The organism is Pseudomonas sp. B21-031 (assembly GCF_024748985.1).
GTDB classification, from domain to species: domain Bacteria; phylum Pseudomonadota; class Gammaproteobacteria; order Pseudomonadales; family Pseudomonadaceae; genus Aquipseudomonas; species Aquipseudomonas kermanshahensis.
Map to the genome: position 1 here is coordinate 3147849 of NZ_CP087181.1, position 15753 is coordinate 3163601.

11 protein-coding genes are annotated in these 15753 nt (G+C 63.5%); 6 read left to right on the forward strand and 5 right to left on the reverse strand.

Features of this window, described 5'->3' with window-relative positions; genetic code table 11:
• The first annotated feature begins 5 nt into the window (after positions 1–5).
• The 4 genes from LOY53_RS13735 (at position 6) to LOY53_RS13750 (ending at position 6619) form a co-directional block, all read left to right on the forward strand.
• On the forward strand, positions 6–3134 hold the full coding sequence (locus tag LOY53_RS13735) for an efflux RND transporter permease subunit (RefSeq protein ID WP_258702793.1): 3129 nt from the start codon (positions 6–8) through the stop codon (positions 3132–3134).
• A gap of 61 nt (positions 3135–3195) precedes the next feature.
• Entirely contained in the window at positions 3196–3771 is a 576-nt protein-coding gene (gene mobA / locus LOY53_RS13740) for a molybdenum cofactor guanylyltransferase MobA (RefSeq protein ID WP_258702794.1), read from the forward strand.
• Positions 3772–3839: 68 nt separating this feature from the next.
• On the forward strand, positions 3840–5486 hold the full coding sequence (locus tag LOY53_RS13745; protein WP_099429464.1) for an MFS transporter: 1647 nt from the start codon (positions 3840–3842) through the stop codon (positions 5484–5486).
• Positions 5486–6619 (forward strand): HlyD family secretion protein, encoded by a 1134-nt coding sequence (locus LOY53_RS13750; RefSeq protein WP_186676797.1) that lies wholly within the window; start codon positions 5486–5488, stop codon positions 6617–6619. The genes LOY53_RS13745 and LOY53_RS13750 overlap by 1 nt, the downstream gene beginning before the upstream one ends.
• A gap of 129 nt (positions 6620–6748) precedes the next feature.
• Here the strand turns inward: LOY53_RS13750 and LOY53_RS13755 are convergent, their stop codons facing one another.
• The 5 genes from LOY53_RS13755 to fdnG are packed head-to-tail and all read right to left on the reverse strand — an operon-like array spanning position 6749 to position 13160.
• The gene (locus tag LOY53_RS13755; RefSeq protein ID WP_252824295.1) at positions 6749–7624 is read right to left on the reverse strand and encodes an AEC family transporter; all 876 of its coding nucleotides are present in this window, start codon (positions 7622–7624) and stop codon (positions 6749–6751) included.
• 56 nt (positions 7625–7680) lie between these two features.
• Positions 7681–8583: a formate dehydrogenase accessory protein FdhE gene (gene fdhE, locus LOY53_RS13760; RefSeq protein WP_252824296.1), complete on the reverse strand. Its 903-nt coding sequence runs from the start codon at positions 8581–8583 to the stop codon at positions 7681–7683.
• Positions 8580–9215 carry a formate dehydrogenase subunit gamma gene (locus LOY53_RS13765; RefSeq protein WP_252824297.1) on the reverse strand — a complete coding sequence of 212 codons (636 nt, stop codon included), beginning with the start codon at positions 9213–9215 and terminating at the stop codon, positions 8580–8582. The genes fdhE and LOY53_RS13765 overlap by 4 nt, the downstream gene beginning before the upstream one ends.
• Complete coding sequence (gene fdxH, locus LOY53_RS13770; protein WP_258702795.1) at positions 9212–10096, reverse strand: formate dehydrogenase subunit beta; 885 nt, start codon at positions 10094–10096, stop codon at positions 9212–9214. Before fdxH ends, LOY53_RS13765 begins: the two co-directional genes overlap by 4 nt.
• Positions 10097–10109: 13 nt before the next feature.
• The gene (gene fdnG / locus LOY53_RS13775) at positions 10110–13160 is read right to left on the reverse strand and encodes a formate dehydrogenase-N subunit alpha (RefSeq protein WP_258702796.1); all 3051 of its coding nucleotides are present in this window, start codon (positions 13158–13160) and stop codon (positions 10110–10112) included.
• A 753-nt stretch (positions 13161–13913) separates the two neighbouring features.
• On the opposite strand from fdnG, the gene LOY53_RS13780 reads away from it, so the two are divergent.
• Both LOY53_RS13780 and LOY53_RS13785 read left to right on the forward strand, forming a co-directional pair.
• Positions 13914–15209: an MFS transporter gene (locus tag LOY53_RS13780; protein ID WP_252824301.1), complete on the forward strand. Its 1296-nt coding sequence runs from the start codon at positions 13914–13916 to the stop codon at positions 15207–15209.
• A gap of 205 nt (positions 15210–15414) precedes the next feature.
• Positions 15415–15720 carry a hypothetical protein gene (locus tag LOY53_RS13785; protein WP_099453998.1) on the forward strand — a complete coding sequence of 102 codons (306 nt, stop codon included), beginning with the start codon at positions 15415–15417 and terminating at the stop codon, positions 15718–15720.
• Positions 15721–15753: the final 33 nt, after the last annotated feature.

Below are 15753 nucleotides of genomic sequence, written 5' to 3' on the forward strand. Positions count from 1 at the left end.
GATTGATGCCGCACTTTTTCATTGACCGCCCCGTGTTCGCCTGGGTGGTCGCGCTGTTCATCCTGCTCGCTGGCGCCTTGGCCATTCCGCAATTGCCGGTGGCCCAGTACCCCAACGTGGCCCCGCCGCAAGTGGAAATCTACGCCGTGTACCCAGGCGCCTCAGCGGCGACCATGGACGAGAGCGTGGTCAGCCTGATCGAGCAGGAACTCAACGGCGCCGACAATCTGCTGTATTTCGAGTCGCAAAGCAGCCTGGGCAGCGCCACCATCACCGCCACCTTCGAACCTGGCACGCACCCGGACCTGGCTCAGGTCGATGTGCAGAACCGCCTCAAGGTGGTCGAGTCGCGCCTGCCTCGCCCCGTGACCCAGCAAGGCCTGCAGGTGGAGAAGGTGTCCACCGGCTTCCTGCTGCTGGCCACCCTGACTTCGGAGGACGGCAAGCTCGACGAAACCGCCCTGTCGGATATTCTCGCGCGCAACGTGATGAACGAGATCCGCCGCCTGAAGGGCGTCGGCAAGGCCCAGCTGTATGGTTCTGAGCGTGCCATGCGGATCTGGATCGACCCGAGCAAGCTGATCGGTTTCAACCTCACGCCTAACGATGTGGCTGATGCCATTGCCGCGCAAAACGCCCAGGTCGCCCCTGGCAGTATTGGTGACCTGCCCGCCCGCGGCACCCAGGAAATCACCGCCAACGTGCTGGTCAAGGGCCAGCTGAGTACGCCAGAGGAGTTCGCGGCCATTGTCCTGCGCGCCAACGCGGACGGGTCTACAGTGACCGTCGGCGATGTCGCCCGGGTTGAGATCGGTGCCCAGGAGTACCAGTACGGCACGCGCCTTAACGGCAAGCCCGCGACCGCGTTCAGCGTACAGCTGGCCCCCGGCGCCAACGCCATGGAAACCGCCGACCTGGTGCGGGCCAAGATGCAGGAGTTGTCGCGCTACTTCCCGGAAGGCGTCAAATACGACATCCCGTATGACACCTCGCCCTTCGTCAAGGTGTCGATCCAGCAGGTGATCAACACGCTGTTCGAAGCCATGCTGCTGGTGTTCGCGGTGATGTTCCTGTTCCTGCAGAACCTGCGCTACACGCTGATCCCGACCTTGGTAGTGCCGGTGGCGCTGATGGGCACCTTCGCCGTGATGCTGGCCATGGGCTTCTCGGTCAACGTACTGACCCTGTTCGGTATGGTCCTGGCCATCGGCATTCTGGTCGACGACGCCATCGTGGTGGTGGAAAACGTCGAGCGGATCATGGCCGAAGAAGGCCTGCCGCCCAAGGAAGCCACGCGCAAGGCCATGGGCCAGATCAGCGGGGCGATTGTCGGCATTACCCTGGTGCTGGTGGCCGTGTTCCTGCCGATGGCCTTCATGAAAGGCTCGGTGGGCGTGATCTACCAGCAGTTCTCGGTGTCGATGGCGGTGTCGATCCTGTTCTCGGCGTTTCTCGCTCTCAGCCTGACCCCAGCGCTGTGCGCGACGTTGCTCAAACCGTTGGGTAAAGGCGAGCACCACGAGCGCAAGGGCTTCTTCGGCTGGTTCAACCGAGGCTTCGAACGCATGAGCAACGGCTATCAGCATTGGGTGGTGCAAGCGCTCAAGCGCAGCGGTCGTTACTTGCTGGTGTACGGCGTGTTGCTGGCTGTGCTGGGCTATGGCTTCAGCCAATTGCCCACGGCGTTCTTGCCCACCGAAGACCAGGGCTACACCATCACCGACATCCAACTGCCGCCAGGCGCCAGCCGCATGCGTACCGAACAGGTGGCGGCGCAGATCGAAGCGCACAACGCGGAAGAACCCGGTGTCGGCAACACCACGCTGATCCTCGGCTTCAGCTTCTCTGGCAGCGGGCAGAACGCGGCACTGGCGTTCACCACGCTCAAGGACTGGTCCCAGCGCGGTGCCGATGACAGCGCCCAATCGATCGCCGACCGCGCCACTATGGCCTTCACTCAGCTCAAGGATGCCGTGGCCTACGCCGTGCTGCCACCGCCCATCGATGGCCTGGGCGAGTCGACCGGTTTTGAGTTCCGTCTGCAGGACCGTGGCGGCATGGGCCACACCGCGCTGATGGCCGCCCGCGATGCGCTGCTGGCAGGTGCTGGCAAGAGCAAAGTGCTGACCAACGTGCGCGAAGCGTCGCTGGCCGAAAGCCCGCAGGTGCAACTGGAAATCGACCGTCGCCAGGCCAATGCCCTGGGGGTGTCGTTCGCCGACATCGGCGCGGTGCTGGATACCGCCGTCGGCTCCAGTTACGTCAACGACTTCCCCAACCAGGGCCGTATGCAACGGGTGGTGGTGCAGGCCGAAGGCGACCAGCGTAGCCAGGTCGAAGACTTGCTGAAAATCCATGTGCGCAACAGCAGTGGCAAGATGGTGCCGCTGGCAGCCTTCGTCCAGGCGAAGTGGGTCAGCGGCCCGGTGCAGCTGACCCGCTACAACGGTTACCCGGCGGTGTCGATCTCCGGTGAACCGGCGGCGGGCTACAGCTCGGGTGAAGCCATGGCCGAAGTCGAGCGCCTGGTCGCGCAGCTGCCGGCCGGCGCAGGCCTGGAATGGACCGGCCTGTCGCTGCAGGAGCGGCTGTCCGGCAGCCAGGCGCCGATCCTGATGGCGCTGTCGCTGCTGGTGGTGTTCCTGTGCCTGGCTGCGCTGTACGAGAGCTGGTCGATCCCCACCGCCGTGCTGCTGGTGGTGCCGCTTGGGGTACTCGGTGCGGTGCTGGCAGTCACCCTGCGGGGCATGCCCAATGACGTGTTCTTCAAGGTCGGCCTGATCACCCTGATCGGCCTGTCGGCCAAGAACGCGATCCTCATCATCGAGTTCGCCAAGAGTTTGGTGGACCAGGGTGTCGATGCCGTCGATGCCGCGGTACAGGCCGCCCGTCTGCGTCTGCGGCCGATTGTGATGACCTCGCTGGCGTTTATCCTCGGCGTGGTGCCCCTGGCCATCGCCACCGGCGCCAGCTCGGCCAGCCAGCAGGCGATTGGCACGGGTGTGATCGGCGGCATGCTCAGCGCCACCCTGGCGGTGGTGTTCGTGCCGGTGTTCTTCGTCGTGGTGATGCGCCTGGCCGGGCGCGGTCGCGGCGCTAAAGCCGAGGCGACCCCAGCGCTTGACGCACGCTGACTGGACAAGCACCGCATGACATGGGAGGGTTCCTGGCATTAACTGCCCGGAACCCTTTTTCATGCCTGATGCCCTGCCCCCTTGCTCCATTCTCATCCTCGCCGGTGGCCGCGGCCAGCGCATGGGCGGCCGCGACAAGGGGTTACTGGCCTGGCAAGGCGAGCCATTGGTGGCGCATGTGCAACGTGTGGTACGCCCGCTGAGCGATGACCTGATCATTTCCTGCAACCGTAACCAGGACGCCTATCGAGCCTATGCTGACCAGTTGGTGGGCGATGCAGCCCCCGATTTCCCTGGTCCGTTGGCCGGGGTGATTGCAGGCCTGGCGGCGGCGCGCCACGAATGGGTGGTGGTACTGGCCTGCGATGCACCGCTGATCGACCAGCCGTTGATCGAAGACCTGCTACGGCTGGCGGTGGCCGGCGACAGTGCGGCGATGGTGCGCCAGGCAGGCTTTTGGCAGCCGATGTTCAGTGTGCTGCCGCGCAAGGTGTTGCCGGTGCTGGAGCAGGCGTGGGCGGCCAATGAGCGAAGCTTGCAGAAGGCCCTGCTGAAAGGGGCTTTGCACGCGCTGGTGTGTGCCGAGGATGATCCCCGTTTGAGCAACTTCAATAGCCCGGAAACACTGCAAAACTGACGCACGCCGCGCGGCAAACTTGAGCCCAGACGGTGTTAATGCCCCAGCCCCTCACGTAAAGTCTGCCCATGGACAAATACGCCCCCCGCCAGTGGCTCCCCCACGAAAAACCCAGCCTGCCCGGATCGCCGTCCACGCCTTTGCACTCGCCCGCCAAACGCCTGGCCTTTGGCCTGGTGGGCCTGTTGGTGGCGATCACCGGTGGGTTGGGCAACGCGCTGGTAACAGCCAACCTGGTGTTCCTGCAGGGTGCGCTGGGGGCGACCACCGCCGAAATGGCCTGGCTGCCGGCCGCCTATGTGATGACCAACGTGTCCATCAACCTGCTGCTGGTCAAGTTTCGCCAGCAGTTCGGCCTGCGTGCCTTCACCGAAGTGTTCCTGGTGCTTTATGCGCTGGTCACCTTTGGCCACCTGTTCGTCAATGACCTCAACTCGGCAATTGCCGTGCGCGCCGCCCATGGCATGGTTGGCGCCGCGTTGAGTTCGCTGGGCCTGTACTACATGATCCAGGCGTTCCCCGCGCAGTGGCGGCTCAAGGCCATGGTGCTGGGCCTGGGCGCCTCGCAATTGGCCTTGCCGCTGGCGCGGCTGTTCTCTGAAGACTTGCTGCAGATTGCCGAATGGCGCGGTCTATACCTGTTCGAGCTCGGCTTGGCGTTGGCCGCACTGGGCTGCGTGCTGATGCTCAAGTTGCCACCGGGCGACCGCTTCAAGACCTTCGAGCCGCTGGATTTTTTGACCTTCACCCTAATGGCCAGCGGCACAGCCCTGCTCTGCGCCGCGCTGTCGCTGGGGCGCATTGACTGGTGGCTGGACACGCCCTGGATCGGTGTGGCACTGGCCGCGTCGATTGGCCTGATATTCAGTGGGCTGGCCATCGAGCACAATCGCCAGAACCCGCTGCTGATGACCCGCTGGCTGGGCAGCGGCACGATCATCCGCCTGGCCCTGTGCGTGATTCTGATCCGCATGGTCACCTCGGAGCAGTCCACCGGCGCAGTCGGTTTTCTGCAAGTGTTGAACATGGGCAGCGAGCAGATGCGCACGCTGTACGCGATCATGTTGTTGGGTGCGGTGGCGGGCCTGGCGACCAGCGCTCTGACCATCGACCCCAAGCACCTGGTGATCCCGTTGCTGGTGTCGCTGCTGGCGATGGCCACCGGGGCGTTCATGGACAGCAGCTCAAGCAACCTCACGCGCCCGGCGCAGATGTACCTGAGCCAGTTCCTGCTGGCCTTCGGCAGCACGTTCTTCCTGGGCCCGTCGATGGCCTTGGGCATTAGCCATGTGCGCGCCAACCCGCGCAACCTGGTGAGCTTTTCGGTGCTGTTCGGCATCTGCAACAACCTCGGCGGCCTGATTGGCGCGGCGCTGCTCGGCACCTTCCAGACCTGGCGCGAGAAATTCCACTCCAGCCACCTGATGGACCGCCTCAGCTACCTCGAACCCCTGGTCAACGCCCGGGTGCAAAGCGGCGGTGGCGGGTATGCCGGCCTGCTTGCCGACCCCGCGCTGCGCAGCGAGGCCGGCATGCGCGTGCTGGCCAGTGCGGCCACCCGCGAGGCCAACGTGATGGCCTACAACGATGTGTTCATGCTGATCGGCAGCATCGCTATCCTGACCATGATCTGGATCTGCATCCGCAGCACCTGGCTCTGGTACACGGCCCGCAAGGCCACCTCCCCTGACTCTAGCCGCGGCGCGCCTACCTGATGACCGACGAAACCCGCACGACCACCACCACTGCCCTTGCTGAAACCCCAGAGGGCACGCCGCCGCCCAGTGAACCGACCAGCCCGGTACGCTCGCGCCGGATGCGCATCCTGTCGTCGATCAGTTTTGCCTGTGTGGCCCTGGCCGGCATCCTGCTGGTGCTCTACGCCTGGCGCCTGCCGCCGTTCGGCAGCGCCATCGAGAGCACCGAAAACGCACTGGTGCGCGGCCAGGTGACGATCATCGGCCCGCAACTGAGTGGCTATATAGTCGATGTGCCGGTGCATGACTTCCAGTTCGTCAAGGCAGGCGACCTGCTGGTGCAACTGGACGACCGCATCTATAAGCAACGGCTGGCCCAGGCCATCGCGCAGTTGCAACAACAGCAGGCGGCACTGGCCAATAACCTGCAGCAACGCAACAGCGCCGAGGCCACCATTGCCCAGCGCCAGGCGGCCATCGGCGATGCAACGGCCCAGGCGGCCAAGGCCAAGGCCGACCTCAGCCGTAACCAGGCGCTGGTCAGCGACGGTTCGGTGTCGCGCCGCGAGCTGGACCTGGCCCGTGCCAGCCAGGCGGCTGCTGTCGCCAGCCTGGCCCAGGCCAAGGCTGCCCTGGAAATCGCCCGGCAGGACCGAGAAACCGTGGTGGTCAACCGGGCCGCGTTGCAGGCCTCGGTGGAAAATGCCAAGGCCGCCGTCGAGCTCGCCCGTATCGACCTCGACAATACTCGCGTGACCGCCCCACGCGATGGCCAGCTGGGGCAGATCGGCACGCGCCTGGGGGCCTACGTGAATTCCGGAGCGCAACTGATGGCGCTGGTGCCTGATACCCTGTGGGTGATCGCCAACATGAAGGAAACCCAGATGGCCGCGGTGCGCATCGGCCAGCCGGTGAGTTTCACCGTGGATGCGCTGAACCACCAGAAGCTGTACGGCCATGTGCAGCAGATTTCGCCGGCCACCGGCTCCGAATTCGCCCTGCTGCAGGCCGACAACGCCACCGGCAACTTCGTCAAGATTGCCCAGCGGATCCCGGTGCGCATTACCGTGGATGCCGACCAGCCAGAGGCGAAGCGGTTGCGGCCAGGGATGTCGGTGGTGGTCAGTATCGACACCCGGGATGCACAGTAGATTCCAGTGTAGGAGCAGCCTTGTGCTGCGAAGAGGCCAGTGAAAACACCGTAGATCTTTGCTGCTTTTACCGGCCTCTTCGCAGCGCAAGGCTGCTCCTAAACAAAGCGCGTATGACAAGGCAGCGCGCTACATCCACCCCGCCAGCACAATCGGCAGCCAGGCGAATGACAGCACCGTTGAACACATCACCAGGTTCGCCACCTGCTCCGGTGAGCGGTTGGCGCGCACGGCCATGAGGTAATTGAACACCGCCACCGGCATCGCCGATTGCACCATCAGTACCGCACGCTCCAGGGTATCCATGCCCAGGGCCACGCCAACCGCCCACCCCACCGCCGCGCCCAGGCCGATGCGCAAACCACCCAGCAGCATGCCGCTGCCCACATGGCGCAGGCGAATGCTGGCCAGCGAAACGCCCAGGGTCAGTAGCATCAGCGGGATGGTCATGCCACCGAGCAGGTTCACCGTGTTGGCCAACCAACGCGGCAATTCGAAATCCAAAAAGATGATCGGCATCGCGCCCGCCAGGCTGATCACGATGGGGTTGCGTACCAACGCCTTGAGCGAAGCTGCTGTGCCAGAGATGGCCATGCCGACCGTGAACTGCACGATCGACAGGGTCAGGAAAAACGCCACCGCCAGGGCCAGGCCGTGCTCGCCGAAGGCATACAGGCTGATCGGCAGGCCCATGTTGCCGGTGTTGGGGAACATGAACGCCGGCAGTAGCACACGCCAGTGTTGCCCCGAGGCACGGCTGACCAAAAGGCCTGCCAAGGCCATGCCCAACGTGCACAACAGGCAGGCCAGCGCCATGCTGGTGAATGCCGTCGGGTCCAGTTCCGTGCGGCTCAAGGTCGACAGCACCAGCGAGGGCGTGCCGACCGTCATCACCAGCCTGGCGATGAACTCAGTGGGGTAGTCCAAGCCTTTGCGGGCCCAGGCAAAACCAATGCCGGCAACGATGAACACAGGTGCCAGAACGGCGAACAACGATGCCAGCATGAGCCTTACCTTCCTGGTGTGCGAAAGGCGTCAGTATGCCGCAGTCCTAGCCCGCTTCAACCCGGAAACAGAAATGGGTTGATGCTGCTACGGGCAAAGCCTTGCCCTTCAAGCTCGGCATCCAGCTGCAAGGAGGCCAGGTCATCAGCGATAGGCTCCAGTGCCGGGTCGTGCTCGTAATAGAACGCCTTCAGGTAGCTTTCGCAGTCACCGCAGCTTTCCGCCTTGACCGCACTGTCCTGACGCTCCAGGGACCAATAGTCCAGCTTACCGGTGTGCTCGCAGTTGCTGCACTTGACCCGCACCATGTGCCAGCGACTCTCGCACAGCCCACAATGCAGGTACCGCAGCCCGGCACGCTTGCCAGTGAGGATGACGCTGGCCACCGGCGCGCTGGCGCACACTGGGCAAAACTGGCGATGCTCGCCCACCGCCGCATGCGCATGAGCCGGCAAAGCCGCAGCCAGTTGCACGAAGTACAGCCCCAGGGCGGCCCACAAAAACACCGCCTCGCCACTGTTCACATTGCCATATTGGCCTTGCAGCAAGTCTTGGGCGCAGGCTTCGCGCTGGTCGGCGCTCAGCGCGGCGAGCCTGTCCAGGGCCGCGCATACCGGGTCGCTGGCGTCAGTGCGCAGGTCCTCGAGCAAATGCTCGAGCGCCTGCTGCCAGTAACCTGAGTGCAACTGCGTCGATAATGGCGCATCCGCGCCCAGCCGCTCAGCCAGTGCCCCAAGCGCGTTTGCCGGCACGGGAAAATGATCGAGCAAACGCTGCTGGGCCTGCGCGATGGTGGCGGCGAATTCCAGGTAGTCGGCTTGCTCATGCCCTTGTGCCAAATGACGCAAACGCGCCGCGCGCTTGGCGAAGTGTTGATCCAGTTGCGGCAGCAACAAGGCGCTGATGGCGCCCACGCCCCCGGTGGGCTGCTCGACCGCCGTCAGTTTGATGCTGCTCATTTCTTCTCGCTCTTGCTGTTGATCTGCTGATACCAGCGATCGTGGTGCGACTTGGCCCAACTGCGTGAGACATAGCCGGTGATCATGCCGCGAATCGAACCTTTCACCCAGAACGCCAGGTACGCATGGCCAATGATCAGCAGGATCAGCGAGATGCCTGCCAGTGCGTGAGTAAACAAGGCAATCCGAATCAGCGGGATGCTGAAGTAGTCGGCAAACCACGGCCGCCAGATGATCACGCCACTGAGCATCAGCAAGGTGATCAGGCCCATGATCCCCCAGAACAGGACCTTCTGGCCGGCGTTGTATTTGCCGATGCGCAGCGGCTGGCTGTGGTCGCCTGCCAATACGCGCTTGACGTTGCGAAACCAGATGCCGTCTTCACGCTCGGGCAAGTTGTACTTGACGAAGCGCACGAACAGGAACATCAGCACCACGAACACCACCACCCCGAAAAACGGGTGAAGGATGCGCGCCAGCTGCGGTGTGCCGAACACGCCATTCAGCCAGTTCAACGACGGGAAAAACCACGACAGCCCCGACATCGCCACCAGGAAGAAGCAGATCACCATGAACCAGTGGCTGGCCCGGTCGATGAAGCGCGTGCGCAGAATCAGTCGGTCCTTGTTCATACCAGGGTCTCCTTGTCGTCTTCCTCGACGTCGTTGGGGCCAACGCCGATGTAGTGGAACACCGTGCCCGCCAGGGTGGCGAAGAACGCAGCCGCGGCCACCGGTTTGAGCCAGCCTTTCCAGCCCTCGATCGCGCTGCTGATGCGTGGGTCCGGGTTGAGCTTGTGGTACAGCTGCGGCTTGTCAGCGTGTTGCAGCACGTAGAACACATGGGTGCCACCGACCGCCTGCGGGTCGTAGATGCCGGCACCGGCAAAGCCGCGGTCTTGCAGTTCGCTCACGCGTTCCTCGGCCTGCACCAGCATATCGGCCTTGCTGCCGAAGTTGATCGCGCCGGTCGGGCAGGTTTTCACGCAGGCCGGTTCCTGGCCGACGCTGACCCGATCAACGCACAGCGTGCACTTGTAAGCCTTGTTGTCCTTTTTGCTGATGCGCGGCACATCGAACGGGCAACCGGCCACGCAGTAGCCGCAACCGATGCAATGCTCGGACTGGAAATCGACGATACCGTTGGCGTACTGGATGATCGCACCCGGTTGCGGGCACGCCTTGAGGCAGCCCGGGTCGGCGCAATGCATGCAGCCATCCTTGCGGATCAGCCATTCCAGCTTGCCGCTTTCGTCCTGGTGCTCGTCAAACCGCATCAGCGTCCAGGTGTCTGGCGTGAGGTCGGCCGGGTTGTCGTACACGCCGACGTTGTGGCCCACCTCGTCACGCAGGTCGTTCCATTCGTTGCAGGCCACTTGGCAGGCCTTGCAGCCGATGCAGATGCTGACGTCGATCAGCTTGGCCACCTCGGCCTGGTGGTCGCGGGCACGCGGCGCGGGGGTGAAGGCGTTGGTCGCCGAACGGCGAATGATGTCTTGGGATTGCAGGGACATGTGCGTCGCTCCGTCAGGCCTTTTCCACGTTCACCAGGAACGCCTTGTATTCCGGGGTGTTGGTGTTGGAGTCACCCACCCCCGGAGTCAGCGTGTTGGCCAGGAAGCCTTTGCGGGTGGCACCCTCGAAGCCCCAGTGGCACGGGATACCGATGGTGTCGACCATCTGGCCAGCGACCTCCAGGCGCTGGACCCGCTTGGTCACCACCGCCTTGGCCTTGATGTAGCCGCGCTTGGTGCTGACCCGCACCAGGTCGCCCTGGACGATGCCTTTTTCCTTGGCCAGCACTTCGCCGATCTCGATGAACTGCTCGGGCTGGATGATCGCGTTGAGCCGCGAATGCTTGGTCCAGTGGCGGAACAACTCGGTGATCGAGTAGGTGGTGGCTACGTAAGGGAACTCCTCACGGCTGCCCATCCGCGCACGGTCGCTTTCATACAGGCGTGCGGTCGGGCTCTTGCTGACATTGGGGTGCAGCGGGTTGGACGCCAGTGGGCTTTCGATCGGTTCGTAATGCTCAGGGAACGGCCCATCGTTCATGGCGCCAACCGAGAACAACCGGCCTACCCCTTCGGGCAGCATGATGAACGGGTTGACGTTGCTGCCTGGCGCGGCGGTTACCGGATAGTCGGGGACATCGCTGCCGCTCCAGCGGCTGCCATCCCAGGCAATGATCTGGCGCTTGGGGTCCCAGGCGTTGCCCTGCGGGTCGGCCGAGGCACGGTTGTAAAGGATGCGCCGATTCTGCGGCCAGGCCCACGCCCAACCTGGAGTGCAGCCCAGGCCGCTGTCAGCGTTGTCGCGGCGGGCCATCTGGTTGCCGGCCTCGGTCCAGGAGCCGGCAAACACCCAGTTGAAGCAGGCGGTGCTGCCGTCATCGCGCAATTGGGCGAAGTTGTCCAGCAACTGGCCTTTGCGCAGCACCAGGTTGCCCTTGTCGTCATGCAGGTCCGCCAGGGCGTAGCCGTTGGACTCTTTGGCGACTTCTTCTGGCTCTGGATCGTAGGGGTTCTTGTAGTCCCAGGCCATGTTCAACACAGGCTCGGGGCATACGCCGCCCTCGTCGCGGTACAGCTCGCGCAGCTTCATGAACAGGTGGCCGAGGATCTTGCCATCGTGCCAGGCCTCACCGGGCGGGGCCGCCCCGGCCCAGTGCCATTGCAGCCAGCGGCTGGAGTTGACGATCGAGCCGTTCTCCTCGGCAAAGCAGCTGGAAGGCAGGCGGAAGACCTCGGTCTGGATCGTCGCGGGGTCGACGTCATTGGACTCTCCGTGGTTCTGCCAGAAGCTCGACGTCTCGGTCGCCAGCGGGTCGATGATCACCAGGAACTTGAGCTTGGCCAAGGCCTCGGCAGCCTTGTTCTTGTCCGGGAAGGCCGCGATCGGGTTGAAGCCCTGGGCAATGTAGCCGTTGACCTTGCCTTCATACATGCGGTTGGAATAGTTGAGTACGTCGTAGCTGTCGTCCCACTTGGGCAACCAGTCGAAACCCCAGTTGTTCTCAGGGGTGGCCTTGTCGCCCCACAGGCTCTTCATCAGGCTGATGAAGAATTTGGGCGTGTGCTGGTAGTAGTTGACCTGACCGGGCAGTTGGGCGCTGGGCGTGGTTTCTTTCAGGTAGGTCTCGACCGTGGCCTGGTTGTCGGACGGCAGGTTCATGTAACCCGGCAGGCGTTGCGACAGCAGCCCTAGGTCGGTGTAGCCCTGGATGTTGGAGTGCCCGCGCAGGGCGTTGACGCCGCCACCAGCCATGCCGATATTGCCCAGCAGCAGCTGGATCATGCCCGAGCCACGGATCATCTGGGCGCCCGTGGTGTGGTGGGTCCAGCCCAGGGCATACAGGAAGGTGGCGGTCTTGTCCGGTGCGCTGGTGCTGGCAAGGATTTCGCAAATCTGCAGGAAGTCGTCCTTTGGCGTACCGCACAGCTCGCTGACCCGCTCCGGCGTGTAGCGGCTGACATGCTGCTTGAGCAGGTTGTACACGCAGCGCGGGTGGCTGAGCGTCACGTCACGCTTGGCAAAGCCCTGCTCGTCGAGCTCATAGGCCCAGGAGCTGCGGTCATAGCGCCGGGTGCTGGCGTCGTAGCCGCTGAACAGGCCGTCGTCGAAACGGTAGTCGCTGCGCACGATCAGGCTGGCATTGGTGTAGGCGCGCACGTACTCGTGCTGGATACGGTCATGGCTGATCAGGTAGTTGACCACCCCCATCAGGAAGGTGATGTCAGAGCCTGCGCGAATGGGCGAATACAGGTCGGCCACTGCAGCGCTGCGGTTGAAGCGCGGGTCAACGACGATCACCTTGGCACCGTTGCGGATCTTCGCCTCGATCACCCATTTGAAGCCCACCGGGTGCGCTTCGGCGGGGTTGCCGCCCATGATCAGCACGACGTTGGCGTTCTTGATGTCTACCCAGTTGTTAGTCATGGCGCCACGGCCAAAGGTGGGTGCCAGCGCCGACACCGTCGGGGCGTGGCAAACCCGCGCCTGGCTGTCGGTACCGAGGATACCCAGGGCACGGGTGAAGCGCTGGTCGAGCGAGCCGGTTTCGCTGCTGGCCGCTGAAGAACACAGCATGCCGGTGGACAGCCAACGGTTGACGGTAACGCCCTGGGCGTTTTTCTCGATGAAGTTGGCGTCGCGGTCAGCCTTCATCAGCCGGGCGATGCGCTCGATGGCATGGTCCCAGGTGATCCGCTGCCACGTGTCCGAGCCTGGCGCGCGGTACTCCGGGTACAGCAGGCGCTGTTCGCTGTGGATGTAGTCCACCAGCCCTGCCCCTTTCGGGCACAGCGAACCTCGGCTGACCGGGTGGTCCGGGTCGCCCTCGATATGGAAGATGCGTGCCTTGGCGTTTTTCGCGCCGTCGCCCAGGCTGTACATGAGGATGCCGCAGCCTACCGAGCAGTAGGTGCAGTTGTTGCGGGTCTCTTTGGCGCGCAACAGCTTGTATTGGCGTGACTGGCTGGCATTGGCCACTGCCGGAGCAAAGCCCAGCGACACGGTGGTCGCTGCCGCCGCACCGGCCGTGCACAGTTTGAAAAATTGTCGTCTGCCAAGTGCCATGGGATCTCCTCATCTCGGCCCGGTTAAATACCGGGCACACAGGCGTTACTTATCAACGGGTGTTATCGACTGGTCGTTCTAATTCGGTGACGGGCACACGTCAGGGGCAATAGAAATCTACAGCGCGTTATTAAAACGCAACTTCTTTTGCAACTACTAAATGGACCGCGGCATCACACGTTTATCGAGGCGCCCCTTGCGGGCCGCGCCCGCCATTGTAGTGGCAGGATGCCGCAGGGACCAATTGAGCGGCTTGATCGCTTGATAAGCTTTGTCGATCAACAGGCTGATACGGTAATTAATTACATACCTGTATTGATCCAGATCAATAAACACTCACCGCCAGCCGTTAAAACAATTAATCCATACGACTAAAGTTAGTTTTCCATTCAACTTATTATTAAGCCGGCGAACGAGCCTGTACCTCGCGACGCCCTGCGGCGTCTCGTCGCAGGCCAATGCCCCTTGGGCAAATGGTTGCAAGCACGTAGAATCGCGGTTCCTTTTCGCCCGTCGCCTTGAACGGTGGCAACCGGCAGCAATGACAGAGTCCGCGCCTGAACACATGACCGCCCATGTGAAATAGGCTCAACCGACCCCGCCCGGCCCAGCTCCCTTACGGCCCAGCGGTTGAGTCTTGCCCAGGTCGCATCCAGCCCAGGCACATCCGTGCAGCCTCTTGGCCCCTTTCGGGCCCAGCCGGCGTGCGCGTCCGAAGAGGCGCTCATTCCGCTCATCCAACTTGAGGTACGTATGTCTCCGCGTTTGCTGGCCATGGCGCTGGCGCCCCTGCTCGGGCTTTTCATCATTGCCCTGGGCAACGGTTTCATGTCTTCCCTGACCACCCTGCGCCTGGGCGCGGCCGGTGAATCAGCCACCACCATCGGTATCGTGTCGTCCAGTTACTTCATTGGCTTGACCCTTGGCGCGATCTTCAATGACCGGCTGATCCTGCGCATCGGCCATATCCGCGCCTACACCAGCTTCGCCTCGCTGATCGCCGCGACCATCCTCTTGCAAGGGCTGTTTTACGACACTACGTGGTGGTCGATCCTGCGCCTGATCAACGGCTGGGCTGCGGTGGGCGTGTTCCTGGTGATCGAGAGCTGGTTGCTGCTGGCCGGCGACGCGAAAATCCGTGGCCGCCTGCTCGCGCTGTACATGATTGCCTTCTATGGCGCCGGCGTTATTGCCCAGGCAGGCCTTGGCGAAATCACCCGCCTGGGCGACACCGCGCCGTTCATGCTCGCGGGCATGCTGGCGGCGCTGTCGGTGCTGCCGATCGTGATCCTGCCGCGGGTGTCGCCGCTGCTGGACCAGGTCGAACCGCTGAAGCCCCGCCAACTGCTGGGGGTCGCGCCGTCGGGCCTGGTTGGCTGCTTTGGTTCGGGGGTGGCCATTGCCGGCATTTATGCGCTGCTGCCGCTGTACCTGCAGCGCATCGGCCTGGACGTGGGCGAAGTCGGCAGCATGATGGCCTGGGTGATCTTGGGTGCCATGCTGCTGCAATACCCAGTTGGCCGCTGGTCCGACCGCAAAGACCGCCAGGATGTGCTGATTGCCCTGGCCGGCTTGTGCGTGGTGCTGTCGTTGGTCACGGTGTTCTTGCCCTCTGAGTCGTCATTGCTGCCCGCGATGCTGTTCCTGCTGGGTGGCGGCGTGTTCGCCCTGTACCCAGTAGCAGTCAGCCACGCTGCCGACCGCGCGCCGTCCGACGCGCTGGTGCCGATGATCCAGGGCTTGCTGCTGATCAACTCGCTGGGCTCGGCGCTGGCCCCATTGGCGATTTCGCCGATGATGACGTCGTTTGGCGAGGCCGGGCTGTTCTGGGCCTTTGCAGTGGTCAACCTGGCCATGGTCAGCTTCTTCCTGTGGCGCCGAGGCAAGCGCCCGGCGGCCGAACATCCGGCGCCGTTCGCGGCGTCCACCACCTTCTCGCCCACCGGCGCCGAGTTGCGGGTGACTGAAGACCTGATGCATGCCGCACAAGAGCATCCGCCGCTGGAGCCGGTGCAAGGCACAGGGGCAGCGCAAGCCGAAACTCGATAACCCTACCTCGGTAGGAGCAGCCTTGTGCTGCGAAGAGGCCAGTGATAGCAGCGAAGATCTGTTGTGTGGTCACCGGCCTCTTCGCAGCACAAGGCTGCTCCTACACAGAAAACGCGTCTCTGAGTGACCACCCGTCGCCCAGAGGGCACCGCGCCGTCCTGCTCCAGCCAAACGAATGACAGATCATCCGTACTGGAGATTCATCATGATCCGCATTCGCCCCCTTTCGCTGTGCCTGGCCTTGGCCCTGGGCGCCATCACCGGCACCAGCTTCGCTGCAACCGAACCCACCAATACCGACACCCGCCCACAAACCGACCAGTCCGGCGGCAAGACCGCAGGTGACGGAAGCAGCGTCAACAGCCCCGGCAGCGGCCAGGACAACGACAGCAGCAACACCGGCACCGATGCCGCAGACGGCGCCAGTGGCGGCTCCAACAGCACCGGCGAAGCCACAGGTTCCGGTGCCGGCTACGATGGCGGTACCGCTGAGGACCAAGACAGCCGTTGAGGCTTGGCTGGACTACACTGCGCTCCATCGCCC

What these genes read in the sequence shown, in the direction of transcription:
- LOY53_RS13745 (WP_099429464.1), top strand. Translation starts at nt 3,840, where the DNA reads ATGGACAAATACGCCCCCCGCCAGTGGCTCCCCCACGAAAAACCCAGC.
- LOY53_RS13755 (WP_252824295.1), bottom strand. Translation starts at nt 7,624, where the DNA reads ATGCTGGCATCGTTGTTCGCCGTTCTGGCACCTGTGTTCATCGTTGCC.
- LOY53_RS13750 (WP_186676797.1), top strand. Translation starts at nt 5,486, where the DNA reads ATGACCGACGAAACCCGCACGACCACCACCACTGCCCTTGCTGAAACC.
- LOY53_RS13785 (WP_099453998.1), top strand. Translation starts at nt 15,415, where the DNA reads ATGATCCGCATTCGCCCCCTTTCGCTGTGCCTGGCCTTGGCCCTGGGC.
- mobA (WP_258702794.1), top strand. Translation starts at nt 3,196, where the DNA reads ATGCCTGATGCCCTGCCCCCTTGCTCCATTCTCATCCTCGCCGGTGGC.
- fdxH (WP_258702795.1), bottom strand. Translation starts at nt 10,096, where the DNA reads ATGTCCCTGCAATCCCAAGACATCATTCGCCGTTCGGCGACCAACGCC.
- LOY53_RS13735 (WP_258702793.1), top strand. Translation starts at nt 6, where the DNA reads ATGCCGCACTTTTTCATTGACCGCCCCGTGTTCGCCTGGGTGGTCGCG.
- fdnG (WP_258702796.1), bottom strand. Translation starts at nt 13,160, where the DNA reads ATGGCACTTGGCAGACGACAATTTTTCAAACTGTGCACGGCCGGTGCG.
- LOY53_RS13780 (WP_252824301.1), top strand. Translation starts at nt 13,914, where the DNA reads ATGTCTCCGCGTTTGCTGGCCATGGCGCTGGCGCCCCTGCTCGGGCTT.
- LOY53_RS13765 (WP_252824297.1), bottom strand. Translation starts at nt 9,215, where the DNA reads ATGAACAAGGACCGACTGATTCTGCGCACGCGCTTCATCGACCGGGCC.
- fdhE (WP_252824296.1), bottom strand. Translation starts at nt 8,583, where the DNA reads ATGAGCAGCATCAAACTGACGGCGGTCGAGCAGCCCACCGGGGGCGTG.